This window comes from Dietzia sp. Die43, assembly GCF_024519835.1.
In the GTDB taxonomy this organism is placed as follows: domain Bacteria; phylum Actinomycetota; class Actinomycetes; order Mycobacteriales; family Mycobacteriaceae; genus Dietzia; species Dietzia kunjamensis.
Genome location: NZ_JALJRF010000003.1, coordinates 1 through 15,781, shown reverse-complemented (window position 1 = coordinate 15,781; position 15,781 = coordinate 1). Strand labels below are relative to the sequence as shown.

Below are 15,781 nucleotides of genomic sequence, written 5' to 3'. Positions count from 1 at the left end.
GCCGGCCACCCCGCCCACGACTCCTGCTCACCAGCTCCGCCCACTACTTCCGCCCACGACTTCCGCTCACCAGTTCCGCCCACCAGGAGGAGATCCGTCATGACCACCACCCAGCTGTTCACCGCCACCCGCCCCGCTCCCGCATCGGGCGCCGCGCGCCCCGCCGAGATCGCCGTCTGCCCGGTCGGCCGCCTCATCCCGGGGCGTGGGGTCGCCGCCCTGCTGCCCGACGGCCGCCAAGTGGCGGTGTACAAGATCGACGACGACGAGGTCCGCGCCCTCTGCAACATCGACCCCGTCGCCCGGGCGGCCGTGATGAGCCGCGGCCTGGTGGGCGACCGCGCCGGCGAACCCGCGGTGATCTCACCGATCGGCAAGCAGGCCTATGCGCTCGCCGACGGTCGCGGCCTCGACGACCCCTCGCACGGGCTCTCGGTGTTCCCCGCCCGGGTCGCCGCCGACGGCACGGTGTTCGTGGCCACCCAGCCCGCCGTCCGGCATGCCCGCGTGATCGCGGCGTAGACGCCGGCCCGCTCGCCGCCGGCCCCGGCCCGGCCCGTTCCCGAACCAGGGGCAGCGCACCCACTCGCGGATGCGCTGCCCCTTCTGCGTGCGCTGCCCCTTCTGCGCGCGCCGCCCCGCTGGCGTGCGATGGCAGAATGCACATTCACTGGCGGGTTACGCTGCGGGTGTGGACCATTCAGGGCGCGTACGTCGAGGAGTCCGCAGGGCCGGCGGCGCCTTTAGATGCTGAGTCGGTACCCGCGCTTGACGACGGTCGTGACGAGGTCGGGAACGCCGAGCGCGCGCCGCAGGCGACCCATCGCGGTCTCGACGGCGTGCAGGTCGGTGCCGTCTCCGGGGAGGGCCGCGAGCAGGTCATCGCGGCTCACGCAGGCCCCGGGGCGCCGGGCGAGGGCCCGCAGCAGCGCGAGCTGGGCCGGGGTGAGCTCCACCGGTCTGCCGTCGACCAGTGCGGCCGCCGCACACACGGTGAGGTCGTGCCCGGCAACCTCGATCGGCGCGGTCCGGGCGGCGAGCTCGTCGGTGGTGTGCCGCATGAGTGACCCCAGCCGCATCCGGTCCGGGCTGGTGAACGGCACGTCGAGCTCTGCCAGGGGTGCCGCGGTCACCGGCCCCACGCACAGCGCGGCGACGGGCCCGTCCAGCGCCTCGAGCAGGTCGTCGAACACGCCCAGTGCCTCGGCACGCGTGAGCACCGCCACCACCGCCGGCGCCGCGGTGAAGGTCACGCCGTCGACGCCCTGCGCCGCGATGGTCCGCACCAGATCGTCGAGTGCCGCGAGATCGTCGGGCAGCTCCCAGCGGTAGACGGGCACCTCGATCACGTCGGCACCCGCCTCGCGCAGACCGTCGAGCAGCACGGACATCGGGTTCCACCCGGAGCCGGCGCCCTGGATCTGGACGCCGATCGTCAGGCCCTCGACGCCGCGCTCGAGCAGCATCTCCAGCAGCTCCGGGCTGGCCTCGCTCTTGGCCGAGGCGTGCTCGCGCAGGCCGGCGGCACGGATCGCGCCGGTGGTCTTGGGTCCGCGGGAGTACAGCGGGACCGCGCCCATCAGCTCGAGCAGGTCGTCGGCCAGGCCCCATTCCTCGCACACCTGCATCCACCAGCGCACGCCGGCCGCGGTCGTGAGCACCATGAGGTCGGCGGGCGCGTCGAGCAGGCGCCCGGTGGCCTCGCGCACCACCGTGTCCTCGGCGATGGGGATCATGTGCATCGCCGGGGCGTGCAGGACGGTGGCCCCGCGCCGCTCGAGGAGGGTCCGTTGTTCGGAGGCCCGCCGGGCGGCGGTGACGGCGACAGTGCGTCCGAGCAGCGGGAGATCGGGTTCGGAGGTGGTCACGTCGGAATCGGTCACTCCCCCATCATGAACGAGGCGTGTGTCCGGCAGGTTTCCCTCCACCGCCTCGTCCGCCCCCGCCGCAGCACCGCACGCCCCCGCCGCCGCGTCCCGTGACCGCTCGTCCCCCGTCATCCAGCCTCCTGTAGCCATCCGCATATCCCGTCGACCGCCGACGAGCACCCACCGCAGCCCGTCCCGGCGCGGGTCCGCTGCGCCAGGGCATCGTTGTCGCGCGCGCCGTCGGCCCAGGCCGCGACCAGGTCCCCCTTGCTCACACCGTTGCAGCGGCAGACCACCGCCGCGGCCGGCATCGTCGACGGGGTCTGTGCGGCCACCGCCTCGGCGCGTCCCAGCACCACCGACACGACGTCGTCCGGCACGGGAAGAGCGTTCTCGAACAGCTGCGTCAGTGTCCCGACGGGCTCCGGGTGCCCCACCAGCGCCGCCCCCACCACCCGTCCCCCCGCCACGTCGACGCGCGCATACCGGCCGCGGGCGGGTTCGCTCAGGGTCGTGACCTCGATGGGCGCACCGGTGTCGGGGCACCGCGATCCGTAGACGTCGGTCGCGAGCGAGCCCAGGGCGACCACGTCGAGCCCGTGGGCCTTGAGCCTGGTCACCTCCGCGCCCCCGAGGTATCTCGCCTGCGGGTCCGCGCCGCTGAGCCGGGCGGCCAGCGCCACGGCCTGGTCCCAGGCGGGTGCGACCAGTCCGCTGACGACGCCCCGGTGCTGCGCGCAGTCGCCGATCGCGGAGATGGCGGGATCGCTGGTGGCCAGCTCGTCGTCGACGACCACGCCGTGGCCCACCTCCAGCCCGGCGTCGCGTGCGAGGTCTGTCCGCGGCGCGGACCCGGCGGTGAGTACGACGGTCCGGCAGCGCACCTCGCCGTCGTCGAGCGTCAGGGTGGCCCCGTCCCACCGCGTGGCGCGCACGCCGGTCAGCACCCGCACCCCGAGCGCGGCGAGGGCGCGGACCAGTACGGCGCCGGCGCCGGCGTCGAGGCACCCGTTCATGGGCCGGCCGCGGGGGTGGACGACGACGACGTCGTGCCCCGCCCCGGCGAGTGCGCAGGCGATCTCCAGACCGATGAAGCCCGCACCGACGACCGCGACAGGGCCCGGGTGGGCCGCGAGATGAGCGGTCAGTTCTCGCTGGCCCGCGGCATCCCGGAGGGTGAACGCGCCGGGCGCCAGACCACGGCCCGGGCCGCGGATGCCGTCGACGGGCGGGATGCGGGGTGCGGCTCCCGTGGCCAGGACCAGGTGGTCGTAGCCGACGCGTTCGCCGTCGGCGAGTTCCACCTCGCGGCAGGCGCGGTCGATCGCCGCGACAGGTGTAGAAGTCCGGACCGTGATGTGGTGACGCTCCCACCACCCGACGGGTTTGAGTCGGGAAACCGGCGCGGGCGCGACGGCGGCGGGGGCTGCGGGGGCCGCCGCAGGCGCGACGACCGGCGGGGCCGCTGCAGGCGCGTCGGGGGCGGCGACCGGCCGGGCCGCGACGGCGTGGGACAGCATGATCCGGTTGTACGGTTCCTCCGGTTCCGCGCCCAGCACGGTCACCGACAACCGCTCCGGGTCCGGCTCGCCGACGCGCAGTTCCTCCGCGAGCCGGGCGGCGGCCATCCCAGCGCCCACCACGACGACGCGGCGCGCGCTCATGCCGCCTCCAGCCGGACCGCGCACACCTTGAACTCGGGCATCCGGCTGTGCGGGTCGAGCTCCGGCAGGGTGAGCAGGTTGGCCCGGCCGTCGCCCGGGAAGTGGAACGGCAGGAAGACGGTGTCGGTGCGCATGTCCTCGTCGCAGCGGATCACGGCCTCGACCGCGCCCCGCCGCGACACGATGCGCGCCGCTTCGCCGTCGACCAGGCCGGCCGCGCGTGCCACGACGGGGTGGACCTGCACCCACATGTCCGGTTCGGCGCCGGCGAGCTCGGCGACCCGCCGGGTCTGGGCGCCCGACTGGTAGTGCGCGAGCAGGCGGCCGGTGGTGCCGAGCAGCGGGAACTGGGCGTCGGGTGGTTCGGCGGGTGCGCGCGGTTCGTCCACGACGAACCGGGCGCGGCCGTCGGGCGTGGCGAAGCGGTCGAGGAACAGGCGGGGCGTGCCGTCCGGCGAGTCGGCGCCGCACGGCCAGTGGAGTGCCTCGCCGGCGTCGAGTCGGTCCCAGTCGATCGCCGAGTAGTCGGCCTTGCCGCCGGCGGAGGCGCGGGCGAGCTCGCCGAACACCGCGCGAGCGTCGGGCGGGAACCGCTCGGGTCCGCGGTCCAGGCGGCGGGCGAGTTCGTGCCAGATCCACAGTTCGTCGCGCACGCCGGCGGGCGGGGTGACGGACCGGCGTCGCCGCAGCACCCGGCCCTCGAGACTGGTGAGCGTGCCCTCCTCCTCCGCCCACTGGGGCACGGGCAGGACGACGTCGGCCAGCGCGGCGGTCTCCGAGAGGACGAAGTCGGCCACGACCAGCGTGTCCAGCGCGCGTAGCCGCTCGGCCACCCGGTCGGCGTCGGGCGCGGAGACCACCGGGTTGGAAGCGTGGAGCAGCATCGCGGTGGGCCCGCCCGGCCCGCCGAGCGAGTCGAGCAGTTCGAACGCCGACAGACCCGGCCCGGGGATCTGCTCCGGGTCCACTCCCCACACCCCGGCGACGTGCGCGCGGGCGGCGGGGTCGGTGATCATCCGGTACCCGGGAAGCTGATCGGCCTTCTGCCCGTGCTCGCGGCCGCCCTGGCCGTTTCCCTGCCCGGTGAGGGTGCCGTAGCCGCTCCCCCTCCGCCCCGGCAGACCCAACGCGAGGGCGAGTGCGATCGCGGCGCCCACCACGGCGGTGCCGTCGGCATGCTGCTCGGCGCCCCGGGCGGTGAGGATGTACGACCCCGCCCCGGCGTCGCGGGCATCGGCGAGCAGGGCGACCGCCCGCTCGAGGTGGGCGACCGAGACGCCGGTGACGCGCTCGGTGCGGTCGGGGAGCCAGGCGGCGGCGTGCGCCCACGCGTCGGAGAATCCGCTGGTCCGCTCGGCGATGTACTGCGTGTCGACCGCGCCGGTGACGACGACGAGGTGCAGCAGTCCCAACGCGAGAGCCGCGTCGGTGCCGGGGCGCAGGCGCAGGTGCACGCCGCCCCCGTCGAGGGCGCGCCGCGCGGTCGCGCTGAGCCGGGGGTCGGCCACGACGAGCCCGCCGGTGCGTGCTGCCGTGTCGAGGTGCTGGAGGAACGGCGGCATCGTGTCGGCGGGGTTGGCACCGATGAGCATCACGGCCCGGGCGTCGGTGAGGTCGGTGACGGGGAACGGCAGCCCGCGGTCGAGTCCGAAGCTGCGGTTCGCAGCCGCCGCGGCGCTGGACATGCACCAGCGGCCGTTGTAGTCGATGAGCCGGCTGCCCAGCGCGAGCCGGGTGAACTTGCCCAGCTGGTAGGCCTTCTCGTTGGTCAGGCCGCCCCCGCCGAACACGGCCACCCCGTCGGGCCCGCCCGCGGCCTGCGCACGGCGGATCCCCTCGGTCACGCGGTCCAGGGCGGTGTCCCAGTCGCACGGCTCCAATCGCCCGTCGTGACGGATGAGCGGGGTGGTGAGTCGGCCCGGGTGATCGAGCAGCTCTCCCGACGTCCACCCCTTACGGCACAGCCCGCCACGGTTGGTGGGGAACCACGCGGGCGCCACCTCGACCGCCTCGGCCGGGTCCGCCGCCGGCGTCACCGTCATCGCGCACTGCAGGGCGCAGTACGGGCAGTGCGTGTGGGTGGGCCGGTCCCCGCCGGGGCCCGCCTCAACGGGCTCGGGCACCGTCGTCAGGTTCGGCACCTCCGGGCTGCTGCGAACGGTCGTCATGGTGCTCTCCTCGTCGTCGTCGTCCCCTCGTCCCCGTCGGTCAGCGCGCGGCCGGCACCGGACGTGCGGCCCGGCCCTGTTCCGACGCGGTGCGGGATGCCGCGGCCCCGGCCCCCGTCGGCGCGGCGGTCGGACGCCGGAGGTACACCGCCCGCGTGACGAGCGCCGCCACCACGTAGAAGACCGTGAACGCCACGAACGCCCAGGTCGCGGACCCCGACGACTGGTAGGAGCTGCGCAGGGTCATGTTGATGAGGAACCCGCCGAACGCGCCGACCGCGCCGGCGACCCCGATGAGGGCGCCCGAATGCGCACGCGACCACGCCGCCCGGGCGGCCTCCGGCAGGTCCAGGCCGCGGCTACGGGCCTCGTAGACGGTGGGGATCATCTTGTAGACCGAGGCGTTGCCCATCCCGGTGAGCGCGAACAGGGTGAGGAACGCCGCGAAGAACAACACCAGCGCGCCGCCGGACAGTCGGCCGCCGTCGGCCGCCTGCATGCTCGAGGTGACGATCAGCGCCACCGTCGTCGCGGCCATGCCGAGGAAGGTCACCAGGGTGACCCGGGCACCGCCGAAGCGGTCGGACAGGCGGCCGCCCAGCATGCGGGTCAACGAGCCCAGCAGCGGGCCGAGAAAGGTGATCTGCGCGGCGTGGAGAGCGGCGTCGGCCGGGGACTGCCCGTTACCGGTGAAGGTCATGGTGAGCATCTGCCCGAAGGCGAAACTGAACCCGATGAACGAGCCGAAGGTACCGATGTAGAGCAGGGACAGCACCCAGCCGTCGCGGTCGCCTGCCACGTCGCGCATGCTCGTCACGTCCACGGTGTGGTGTTCGAGGTTGTCCATCTTGCATGCCGCGCCGATGCCCGCGACCACCAGCAGGACCAGGTACACCGCGATCACCCAGTGCGGCGAGCGGTTTCCGGCCGCGGCGATCACCACGAGCCCCACCACCTGGATGGTGGCCACGCCCAGGTTGCCGCCGCCCGCGTTGAGGCCCAGCGCCCAGCCCTTCATGCGCTGCGGGAAGAAGGCGTTGATGTTGGTCATGGACGAGGCGAAGTTGGCGCCGCCCAGGCCCGCGAGGGCGCCCACCACCAGGTACAGCCACAGCGGCTGCCCGGGATTGGCCATGATCCACAGCATCGCCCCCGCCGGGATGAGCAGCACGAACGCGGAGAACATGGTCCAGTTGCGGCCGCCGAAGGTCGCGGTGGCCAGCGTGTAGGGGATGCGCAGGAACGCGCCGGTGAGGGTGACCACCGCGGAGACCAGGAACTTGTCCGGCGCGTCCAGGCCGTAGACGTCCGTGGGCATGAACAGCACCATCACGGCGAACAGGGTCCACACCGAGAACCCCACGTGCTCGGCGAACACCGACCAGTACAGATTGCGCATCGCGGTGCGCCGGCCCCCGGATTCCCACTGGGCCGTGTCCTCCGGATCCCAGTCCTCGATCACGTGCGAGCGCGTCATCGCTTCACCTCTCCCCGGTAGCGGGCGCCCCGCCGGCGCCCTGTGCCACGCCACCGTAGGAATCCGCTGTTTCCCCTGCGCTACCCGTCGTGACGGTCCCGTCACGGTGTACTCACGTCTGGCGGTTCGGCCTGTGAGGGTGCCGCTCGCGTGGTCGACTGGGTCCATGTCACGCACCGTCACACGACTCCGCCGCGTCGCTCTCGCCGCGGTCATCCTGGCCACGCCGCTGCTCGGCCCCCTCGCGACCGCGCCCGCCGCCCTCGCCCAGTCACTCGACGATCCCGCCTGGCCCGCCGACCGCCCGTTCCCACCCGCCACCGACGGCCCGTTCGGATGGGCCGAGCTCTCGTACTGGCCCTACGCCGTCGCGCCGTCGGATCCGCAGTTCTGGGCCCCGAACGGAGCACCCATGCGCGTACTCTCCCCGTTCGGCACGGACACGGAGATCTGGTGCTCGAACTACGTGTCCCAGGGATCGGACTGTTGGCAACGCGACCCCTCGGGGACGCCGCACCGGCTCCACCGCATCACGGTGCTCTCGGACGTGATCACCGGATCGACGGGGTCCGCGGCCGACGGGAGCGTCCGGGGCGCCTACGACCTGGCCTACGAGCGGGAATGGCCCACCACGTCGGGCGGTATCGGAATCCCCGCCGGCACCGTCCCCGGCTCGACTACCACCACGTGGGTCTCGCTGATGCCGCTCTCCCCGTTCGGCGCCGACTCCCGGGACTTCGACGTGTGGGTGCACCCGGGGTTCGTGCCCGGCAGCTGAGTAACCTGGGACGGTCGAACCCGCTGCGAAAGGATCCACCGCCGTGCCGTTCCCCCTGGATGTCCCCGAGTCCGAGCTGCGTAGACGGCGGAGCCAGAAGTGGGTGGCCTACCCCGAGGACGTCCTGCCGCTGTTCGTGGCCGAGACCGACGTCCTGCTCGCCCCGGCGATCCGGGAGCGCCTCGCCGCCGCGGTGGCGGACGGCGACACCGGCTACTTCGCCGAGATCGAGCGCCTCGCCGGTGTGTGCGCGCGGTACTACTCGCGCTTCGGGTACGACGTGCCGGAGGACTCGGTTGTGCCGGTCAACGACGTCGGCGTGGGCGTGCGGGAGACCCTCGCCCGGACCATCCCGGCCGGGAGCGGCGTGGTGTACACGCCGCCTGTGTACATGCCGTTCGGACCGTGGATCCGGCGCGTGGGGATGACGCCGGTCGCGGTGCCCCTGGTCGACCACGACGGCGAGGACCCGCGCCTGGACCTGGCGGGCATCGAGCAGGCTCTGGCAGACGGGGCCCGGGCCGTGCTGCTCAGTCACCCGCACAACCCCACGGGCGTTCTTCACGGCCAGGCAGAGTTGGCCGAGCTCGCCGACCTGGCCGCGCGGCACGACGCCGTGGTGGTCTCCGACGAGATCTGGGCGCCCCTGGCCACGCCGGGAGTCGATTTCACCTCGTTCCTGGCCGCCTCCGACACCGCGCGCGAGGTGGGGCTGGCCATCTCGTCGGCGTCCAAGGCGTTCAACCTCGCCGGACTCAAGTGCGCGTTCGTGATCAACGGCAACCCGGAGCGGTTCCACGTCCGGCGCTCGGCGCTGTCGGGCGCCGTGGGGCACTTCGGGGCGTTGGCCGCGGAGGCCGCGTTGACCGGGTCCCTGGACTGGCTCGATGAGCTGCGTTCCGCGCTCGCGTCGAACCTCGATCTGATGGAGCAGCTGCTGGCCGAGCACCTTCCCCGCGCGCGGTGGCGTCGGCCCGACGCCGGGTTCGTGGCATGGATCGACCTGCGCGGCTACCCGGGCCTGGGCGACGACCCGGCCGCGGCGTTCCTCGACGAGGGGCGGGTGGCGCTCAGCCCCGGGCCGGCGTTCGGCACGGAGGGCGAGGGCTTCGCCCGGGTGAACTTCGCCTGCTCCGCCGAGCTGCTCACCGAGGCGTTCGTGCGGATGGGCCGGGTCGCCGCAGAGCGCGGCTGACGCCGGATTCCACGCGCTCGCGCGGATCGGGTTCGGGTCCGGCCCCGCCGTCACCCGCCGGCGGCGCCACCGTGGCCGCGGCGCCACAGGAACACCGTCATCGTGGCGGTGAGGACGGTCCGCGCGTCCTGATCGTGCATCTCGATGTCCATCCCAACCCGCCCCCTCGCCTCGTCGAGGCTCACCTCGGTCACGGTGGCCGTGCCACTCAGCGTGGCGCCCGGACGCACCGGGGCGGTGAAGCGCAGGCGGTCGAATCCGCGCCCGGCGATCACGGCCGACCGTGAGTAGAACGCCTCCACGCTGAGCTTCTGGAGGATCGCCAGGGTGTGGATGCCGCTGGCGATCACGCCTCCGTGGTGCCCGGTCGCAGCGGCGGCCGGGTCCGTGTGGAACCACTGGGGATCCCACTCGGACGCGAAGTCGACGATCGCCTCCTCCGAGAGGGTCATCTCCCCGAGTCGGATCCGATATCCACTGTGCAGATCGTCCGCTGTGATCAGCCCAGACATCTCACATTCCCTTTCTGCGAATCGGCCATAGGAACAGCGGCCCCGAACGCCCTCCCGTGCGAGGTGGTGCACACGTTCCGTGACACCGCGGGGCGTTCGCACGCGCCGGGATGCTCGTACGGCGGTCGCCCCGGTATCCCCGGGACGACCGCCGTACGGGCCGTGTGGGAGGAGGTCAGCCCTGCTCGGCTGCCAGCTTCTTCAGCGACTCGGTGGGCGAGAAGCGCTCACCGTACTTGGCGGCCAGCTCGTCGGCGCGGGCGACGAAGCCCTTGTACCCGGTGGCAACCTTGGCTCCCGGCTCGGAGTAGTTCTTGGCGTACTGGCGGGTGCCGCCGGTCCACGCCGGGAATCCGATGCCGATGATGGAGCCGATGTTGGCGTCCGCGTCGTCGACGATCACGCCCTCGTCGACGCACTTCTGCGTCTCGAGGACCTCGGCGAAGATCATGCGATCGATGAGATCCTGCAGCGGGGGTGCGTTGTCCGGGGAGGTGTTGAACGCCTCGCGGAGGCCCGACCACAATCCGGCGCGCTTGCCGTCGGCGTACTCGTAGAACCCGGCGCCGGCGGCGCGGCCGGAACGATCGAGCTCCTCGACCATCTTGAGGATCACCTGGTCGACGGCGTCGGGGACGAACTCCTCACCAGCGGCCTCTGCGGCGTCGCGGGTCGCCTGACGGATCTTGACCATGAGGTTGAGGTTCAGCTCGTCGGACAGCTGCAGCGGGGCCGCCGGGTAGCCGGCGATGCGGCCGGCCTGCTCGATGGTGGCGGGCTCGATGCCCTCGGCCAGCATCCCGATCGCCTCGTTGACGAACGTGCCGATGACCCGTGAGGTGTAGAAGCCACGCGAGTCGTTGACCACGATCGGGATCTTGCGGATGGCCAGCGTGAGGTCGATCGCCTTGGCCAGCGTCTCCGGGGTGGTCTTGTCACCCTTGATGATCTCGACCAGCTGCATCTTGTCGACGGGCGAGAAGAAGTGCAGGCCGATGAAGTCCTCGGGCCGCTTGACGCCCGTGGCGAGGTCGGTGATCGGCAGGGTCGAGGTGTTGGAGCCGAGCAGCGCGTCAGGGGCGACGATGTCCTCGATCTCCTGGAACACCTTCTTCTTCAGCTCGGGCGACTCGAAGACGGCCTCGATCACGAGGTCGCACCCCGCCAGGGCCTGCGGGTCTGTCGTGGGGGTGATGCGGGCGAGCAGGGCGTCGGACTTCTCCTGCGTGGTGCGACCGCGCTCGAGGGCCTTGGCCTCGATGCTCTCCGAGTACGCCTTGCCCTTGTCGGCGGAGGCCTGCTCGACGTCCTTGAGCACGACCTCGATGCCGGCCTTCGCGCACACGTACGCGATGCCGGCGCCTATCATGCCGGCGCCGAGGACACCGACCTTCGTGAACTGGGTGCGCGGGATCTCCGAGCCGTCGGCGGCCTTGGGCCGGGCCCCGCCCGAGGAGCAGTGCTGCATGTCGAAGAAGAACGCCTGGATCATGTTCTTCGCGATGGGGCCGGTGACGAGGGACACGAAGTAGCGTGCCTCGATCTTCTCGGCGGTGGCGAAGTCGACCTGCGAGCCCTCGACGGCGGCGGCCATGATGGCGCGCGGTGCCGGGGAGGGTGCGCCCTTGGTCTGCTTGCGCATGTTCGCCGGGAAGGACGGCAGGACGCCGGCCAGCGCCGGGTCACTGATGGTGCCGCCGGGCAGGGTCCAGCCCTTGCGGTCCCACGGTTGGCTCGCCTCGGGGTCGGTCTTGATCCAGGCCTTGGCTGCGTCGAGGAGCTTCTCGGGCTCGACGACCTCGTCGACCAGGCCGGCCTTGAGAGCCTTGTCCGGGGCGAAGGACCGGCCGGACATGAGAATGTTGGGCACGGCCTGCGCGAGGCCGAACATGCGGACGGTGCGGACGATGCCGCCGCCGCCCGGCAGCAGCCCGAGGGTGACCTCGGGCAGGCCGACCTTGGCGCCGCGGGCGTCGGCCATGACGCGGTGGTGGCAGGCGAGCGCGAGCTCGAGGCCACCGCCCAGGGCCGCGCCGTTGAGGGCGGCCACGACCGGAACGCCGCAGGTTTCAAGAGCGCGCATGCGGCCCTTGATGCTCATGGACCGCTCGAAGAGCTCGTCGGCCTGGTCGGGACCGGCCTTGATCATGGACTTGAGGTCGCCGCCGCCGAAGAAGCTCTTCTTGGCGGACGTCAGCACGACGCCCTTGATGGACTCCTTCTCGGCCTCGATGCGGTCGACGGTGGCGGAGAAGTCGTCGATGAACCGGGCGTTCATCGTGTTGGCGCCGTGGTCGGGGTCGTCCATGGTGAGGGTGACGATGCCGTCGCCGTCCTGCTCCCACCGGAACATGTTTTCGCTCACTGGTTTTCTACTCCTATGCCTGTGGTGTCGGTGCGGGTCAGACGCGTTCGATGATGGTGGCCACGCCCATGCCGCCACCCACGCAGAGGGTGATGAGGGCTCGCTTGCCGCCGGTGCGCTCGAGCTCGTCGAGCACCGTGCCGGTGATCATCGCGCCGGTCGCGCCGAGCGGGTGCCCCATGGCGATGGCGCCGCCGTTGACGTTGAGCTTCTCGTCGGGGATGTTCATGTCCTTCTGGAAGCGCAGCACGACGGAGGCGAAGGCCTCGTTGAGCTCCCACAGGTCGATGTCGTCGGGGGTCAGGCCGGCGGTGGCGAGCGCCTTCTTGGCCGCCGGGGTGGGCCCGGTCAGCATGATGGTGGTGTCGGCACCGGAGGTGGCCGCGGCGACGACGCGGGCGCGCGGGGTCATGCCCATCTCCTGCCCGGCCTTCTCCGATCCGACGACCACGAGTGCGGCGCCGTCGACGATGCCGGACGAGTTGCCACCGTGGTGGACGTGGTTGATCTCCTCGACCCAGTGGTACTTCTGCAGTGCCACCGCGTCGAATCCGCCCATGTCGCCGACCATGGCGAAGGACGGCTTGAGCTTGGCCAGGGCCTCGACGGTGGTGCCCGGGCGCATGTGCTCATCATGGTCGAGGATGGTGACGCCGTTGATGTCCTTGACGGGCACGACGGACTTGGCGAAGCGCCCCTCTTCCCATGCGCGGGCGGCCAGGCGCTGCGAGCGCTCGGCGTAGCGGTCCACGTCCTCGCGGGTGAACCCCTCGAGGGTGGCGATGAGGTCGGCGCCGATCCCCTGCGGGGAGAAGTAGGTGTCGTAGTTGGTGGCCGGGTCCAGAGCCCAGGCGCCGCCGTCGGAGCCCATCGGCGCCCGGGACATCGACTCGACACCACCGGCGAGGACGACCTCGTCCCACCCGGAACGGATCTTCTGCGCTGCCATGTTGATCGTGGTCAGACCGGAGGCACAGAAACGGTTGATCTGCACACCCGCGACGGTGTCGGGCATCTTGGCGGCCAGCGCGGCGATCCGCGGCAGGTCCATGCCCTGATCCCCCGTCGGGGTGACGATCCCGTAGATGATGTCGGAGATCCGGTTCTCGTCGAGATCGGGGAAGCGACGCCGCATCTCCTCGATGAGGCCGACGACCAGGTCGATCGGCTTGACCCCGTGCAGAGCGCCGCCAGGCTTGCCCTTGCCTCGCGGAGTCCGGATGGCGTCGTAGATGAATGCCTCGGTCATGGGTGGTCCACGGCCTTTCTCTGGGCGAGCTGATACGTGTTCCGCTTCACACTACGCTGTGCCCACCGGACGGTTCGGACTGCGGTCCGTTTCTGCACGGGACTCACTGGGCTCGCTCCGGTGGCACAGTGGGTCCCGTGACCGAGAACCACGCCGTATCCCCTGCCCTGGCCGAGCTCGCCGATGTCTGCGGCGTCGCATCGAGTTACGAGGACGCCGACGGCGTCCGTCGCGAGGTCCCGGCCTCGACCCTGCGCGCGGTGCTCGCCGCGATGGGCGTCGAGGTCGGCGGCGACGACGACGAGGGCGGCGTCTCCGAACGTGAGGCGCTCGCCGCTGTTCGTCTGCGCCCCTGGCGACGTGTGCTGCCACCGACGCTGGTGGCACGTGAGGGCACCGCCATCGGGTGCCCGGTCCACGTCCCGCGCGGCGCGATCGTGAATGTCGAGGTCCTTCTCGAGGACGCCGACGTGCCGTCGACGTTGCTCCCCCTCGACGAACCCCGGATCGCCCGGGATGTCGACGGGGTTGCGATGGAGCGGGTCACTCTGGCGGTCCCCGATGATCTGCCCGTCGGATGGCATCGCGTCACCGCAGTGGTCCGAGCCCCGGACGGCACCCGCCACTCCAGTGAGTGCACCCTGCTGGTCCATCCCCGCGCGATCCCCGTGCCCGCCGGACTCGAGGAGCACCGTGCAGTCGGGCTGGCGGCACAGATCTATCAGGTCCGGTCGGAACAGTCCTGGGGCGTCGGCGATCTGGCCGACCTCGGGGACCTCGCCGGGTGGGCGAGCCGCGACTTCGGCGCGGACTTCATCCTGGTCAACCCCATGCATGCGGGTGAGCCGTTCGTGCCGGTCGGTCCGTCGCCCTATCTCCCGACGACCCGCCGGTTCGCCTCCCCCCTGTACCTGCGCCCCGAGCTCGTGCCGGAGTACTCCGCCCTGTCCGCCGCCGATCGCCGTCGCGTGGATGACCTGGCCCGCACCGCGGCTGCGACCAACACTGTGGACACGATCGATCGTGACAGTTCGTGGACCGCGAAGCTCGAGGCGTTGCGGATCCTGTTCACGGTCCCGCTGGCCCGCGCCCGGGCCGAGTCGTTCGACCGGTTCGTCGATGAGCAGCCCGGGATTCTGGGCTTCGCCACGTGGTCCGCGCTGGCCGGTGACCACGGCCCCGACTGGTCCACCTGGCCGGAGGAACTCCGGGATCCGGGCTCGGAGGCCGTCGCGGGTTACGCCGACGAGAACCCGGAAGAGATCCGTTTCCACCTGTGGTTGCAGTGGTTGGTCGCGGAGCAGCGGGCGCACGCCCAGCGCGAGGCCCTTGCCGCGGGGATGCGTCTCGGGGTCCTGCACGATCTGGCGGTGGGGGTCCATCCCACGGGCGCCGATGCGTGGTCGCTCCACCATTCACTGGCCCGTGGGGTCTCGGTGGGTGCCCCCCCGGACGCCTATAACCAACGCGGTCAGGACTGGTCGCAGCCGCCGCTCCGTCCGGACGCCCTCGCCGAGGAGGGCTACCGTCCCTTCCGCGACATCGTCCGCGCGGCATTGCGGGATTCAGGCGGCGTCCGGATCGATCACATCCTCGGCCTGTTCCGGCTGTGGTGGATTCCCCGGGGCGCGGCTCCGACCGAGGGCACATATGTCCACTATGACCACGAGGCGATGCTCGGAGTTCTCGCACTCGAGGCGTCACGGGCCGGCGCGGTCGTGGTGGGCGAGGACCTGGGAACGGTGGCTCCGGGGGTCCGCGAGACGTTGTCCGAGCTCGGGATCCTGGGCACGTCCGTGATGTGGTTCGAGCAGGACGAGGACGCCCCGATCCCGCCTGAGGACTATCGACGGTTGTGTATGGCGTCGGTGACGACCCATGATCTCCCGCCGACCGCCGGCTACGCCGACCTCGTCCATGTGGATGTCCGCGAGGAGTTGGGGCAGTTGACGGGCGACATCGCCGAGGAACGTCGTGGTGCCGCGGCCGAGATCGAGGCCTTCACTGCTGTCGTGCGGGAGCGTGGCCTGCTCGACGGGGACTCCCCCGATGATCTGGTCGTGGCACTGCACCGATTCGTGGCCGAGTCGCCGTCGCTGTTGTTCGCCGTGTCGGTGGCGGATCTCGTGGGTGATCGTCGTGCGGTGAATGTTCCGGGGACGTCGGATGAGTATCCGAATTGGCGGGTGCCGTTGTCGGGTCCCGGTGGTGAGGTGGTGGGTGTGGAGCAGTTGCGGGGTTCGTTGTTGGCGCGTCGGGTGATGGGTGCTGCCGGCGGTCGGCTGGCCTGATGGCCGGGTCGGCCTGGTGGGGGCTGGCCTGATGGCCGGGTCGGCCTGGTGTGGGTCGGCTCTGTGGTCCGCGTGTGGCAACGACCCTTCGAGTCCGCCGGTGTGGGTGAAATGACGAGAGCCCCGAGTCACCGGTGAGGGTGATTCGGGGCTCTCGTGTGAAGTTGTGTTCGGCGGTGACCTACTCTCCCACACCCTCACGAGTGCAGTACCA

Annotated in this window: 11 protein-coding genes; 4 read left to right on the top strand and 7 right to left on the bottom strand. The window is 71.8% G+C overall.

What is annotated here, in order from left to right:
• Positions 1-99 precede the first annotated feature (99 nt).
• Positions 100-522: a nitrite reductase small subunit NirD gene (gene nirD / locus NR111_RS02940; protein WP_096905950.1), complete on the top strand. Its 423-nt coding sequence runs from the start codon at positions 100-102 to the stop codon at positions 520-522.
• Between the two features lie 221 nt (positions 523-743).
• Here the strand turns inward: nirD and NR111_RS02935 are convergent, their stop codons facing one another.
• The 4 genes from NR111_RS02935 to NR111_RS02920 all read right to left on the bottom strand — a co-directional run bounded on the left by NR111_RS02935 (position 744) and on the right by NR111_RS02920 (position 7,177).
• Positions 744-1,868 carry a uroporphyrinogen-III synthase gene (locus NR111_RS02935; protein WP_256819973.1) on the bottom strand — a complete coding sequence of 375 codons (1,125 nt, stop codon included), beginning with the start codon at positions 1,866-1,868 and terminating at the stop codon, positions 744-746.
• Positions 1,869-1,996: 128 nt separating this feature from the next.
• Positions 1,997-3,532 carry an FAD-dependent oxidoreductase gene (locus tag NR111_RS02930; protein ID WP_256819851.1) on the bottom strand — a complete coding sequence of 512 codons (1,536 nt, stop codon included), beginning with the start codon at positions 3,530-3,532 and terminating at the stop codon, positions 1,997-1,999.
• Positions 3,529-5,700: a molybdopterin oxidoreductase family protein gene (locus NR111_RS02925; RefSeq protein WP_256819850.1), complete on the bottom strand. Its 2,172-nt coding sequence runs from the start codon at positions 5,698-5,700 to the stop codon at positions 3,529-3,531. The genes NR111_RS02930 and NR111_RS02925 overlap by 4 nt, the downstream gene beginning before the upstream one ends.
• A 40-nt stretch (positions 5,701-5,740) precedes the next feature.
• Positions 5,741-7,177 carry a NarK/NasA family nitrate transporter gene (locus NR111_RS02920; protein WP_132063573.1) on the bottom strand — a complete coding sequence of 479 codons (1,437 nt, stop codon included), beginning with the start codon at positions 7,175-7,177 and terminating at the stop codon, positions 5,741-5,743.
• Between the two features lie 166 nt (positions 7,178-7,343).
• Here NR111_RS02920 and NR111_RS02915 point away from each other — a divergent pair, with 166 nt between their 5' ends.
• Positions 7,344-7,955 carry a hypothetical protein gene (locus NR111_RS02915; protein ID WP_256819849.1) on the top strand — a complete coding sequence of 204 codons (612 nt, stop codon included), beginning with the start codon at positions 7,344-7,346 and terminating at the stop codon, positions 7,953-7,955.
• 43 nt (positions 7,956-7,998) lie between these two features.
• Positions 7,999-9,150 (top strand): MalY/PatB family protein, encoded by a 1,152-nt coding sequence (locus NR111_RS02910; RefSeq protein ID WP_256819848.1) that lies wholly within the window; start codon positions 7,999-8,001, stop codon positions 9,148-9,150.
• A gap of 50 nt (positions 9,151-9,200) precedes the next feature.
• On the opposite strand, the gene NR111_RS02905 is transcribed toward NR111_RS02910, so the two are convergent.
• The 3 genes from NR111_RS02905 to NR111_RS02895 all read right to left on the bottom strand — a co-directional run bounded on the left by NR111_RS02905 (position 9,201) and on the right by NR111_RS02895 (position 13,276).
• Entirely contained in the window at positions 9,201-9,662 is a 462-nt protein-coding gene (locus NR111_RS02905; protein ID WP_256819847.1) for a MaoC/PaaZ C-terminal domain-containing protein, read from the bottom strand.
• A gap of 175 nt (positions 9,663-9,837) precedes the next feature.
• Positions 9,838-12,027, bottom strand: a complete 2,190-nt coding sequence (locus NR111_RS02900) for a 3-hydroxyacyl-CoA dehydrogenase NAD-binding domain-containing protein (RefSeq protein ID WP_256819846.1) — start codon at positions 12,025-12,027, stop codon at positions 9,838-9,840.
• Between the two features lie 37 nt (positions 12,028-12,064).
• Positions 12,065-13,276, bottom strand: a complete 1,212-nt coding sequence (locus NR111_RS02895; RefSeq protein ID WP_096905959.1) for an acetyl-CoA C-acetyltransferase — start codon at positions 13,274-13,276, stop codon at positions 12,065-12,067.
• A gap of 137 nt (positions 13,277-13,413) precedes the next feature.
• Here NR111_RS02895 and malQ point away from each other — a divergent pair, with 137 nt between their 5' ends.
• Entirely contained in the window at positions 13,414-15,567 is a 2,154-nt protein-coding gene (gene malQ, locus NR111_RS02890; RefSeq protein WP_256819845.1) for a 4-alpha-glucanotransferase, read from the top strand.
• The last annotated feature ends 214 nt before the right edge of the window (positions 15,568-15,781 follow it).

Excerpts from the sequence above, each read along its gene's own strand:
- nirD (WP_096905950.1), top strand. The coding sequence starts at position 100 with ATGACCACCACCCAGCTGTTCACCGCCACCCGCCCCGCTCCCGCATCG.
- NR111_RS02930 (WP_256819851.1), bottom strand. The coding sequence starts at position 3,532 with ATGAGCGCGCGCCGCGTCGTCGTGGTGGGCGCTGGGATGGCCGCCGCC.
- NR111_RS02925 (WP_256819850.1), bottom strand. The coding sequence starts at position 5,700 with ATGACGACCGTTCGCAGCAGCCCGGAGGTGCCGAACCTGACGACGGTG.
- NR111_RS02920 (WP_132063573.1), bottom strand. The coding sequence starts at position 7,177 with ATGACGCGCTCGCACGTGATCGAGGACTGGGATCCGGAGGACACGGCC.
- NR111_RS02915 (WP_256819849.1), top strand. The coding sequence starts at position 7,344 with ATGTCACGCACCGTCACACGACTCCGCCGCGTCGCTCTCGCCGCGGTC.
- NR111_RS02905 (WP_256819847.1), bottom strand. The coding sequence starts at position 9,662 with ATGTCTGGGCTGATCACAGCGGACGATCTGCACAGTGGATATCGGATC.
- NR111_RS02895 (WP_096905959.1), bottom strand. The coding sequence starts at position 13,276 with ATGACCGAGGCATTCATCTACGACGCCATCCGGACTCCGCGAGGCAAG.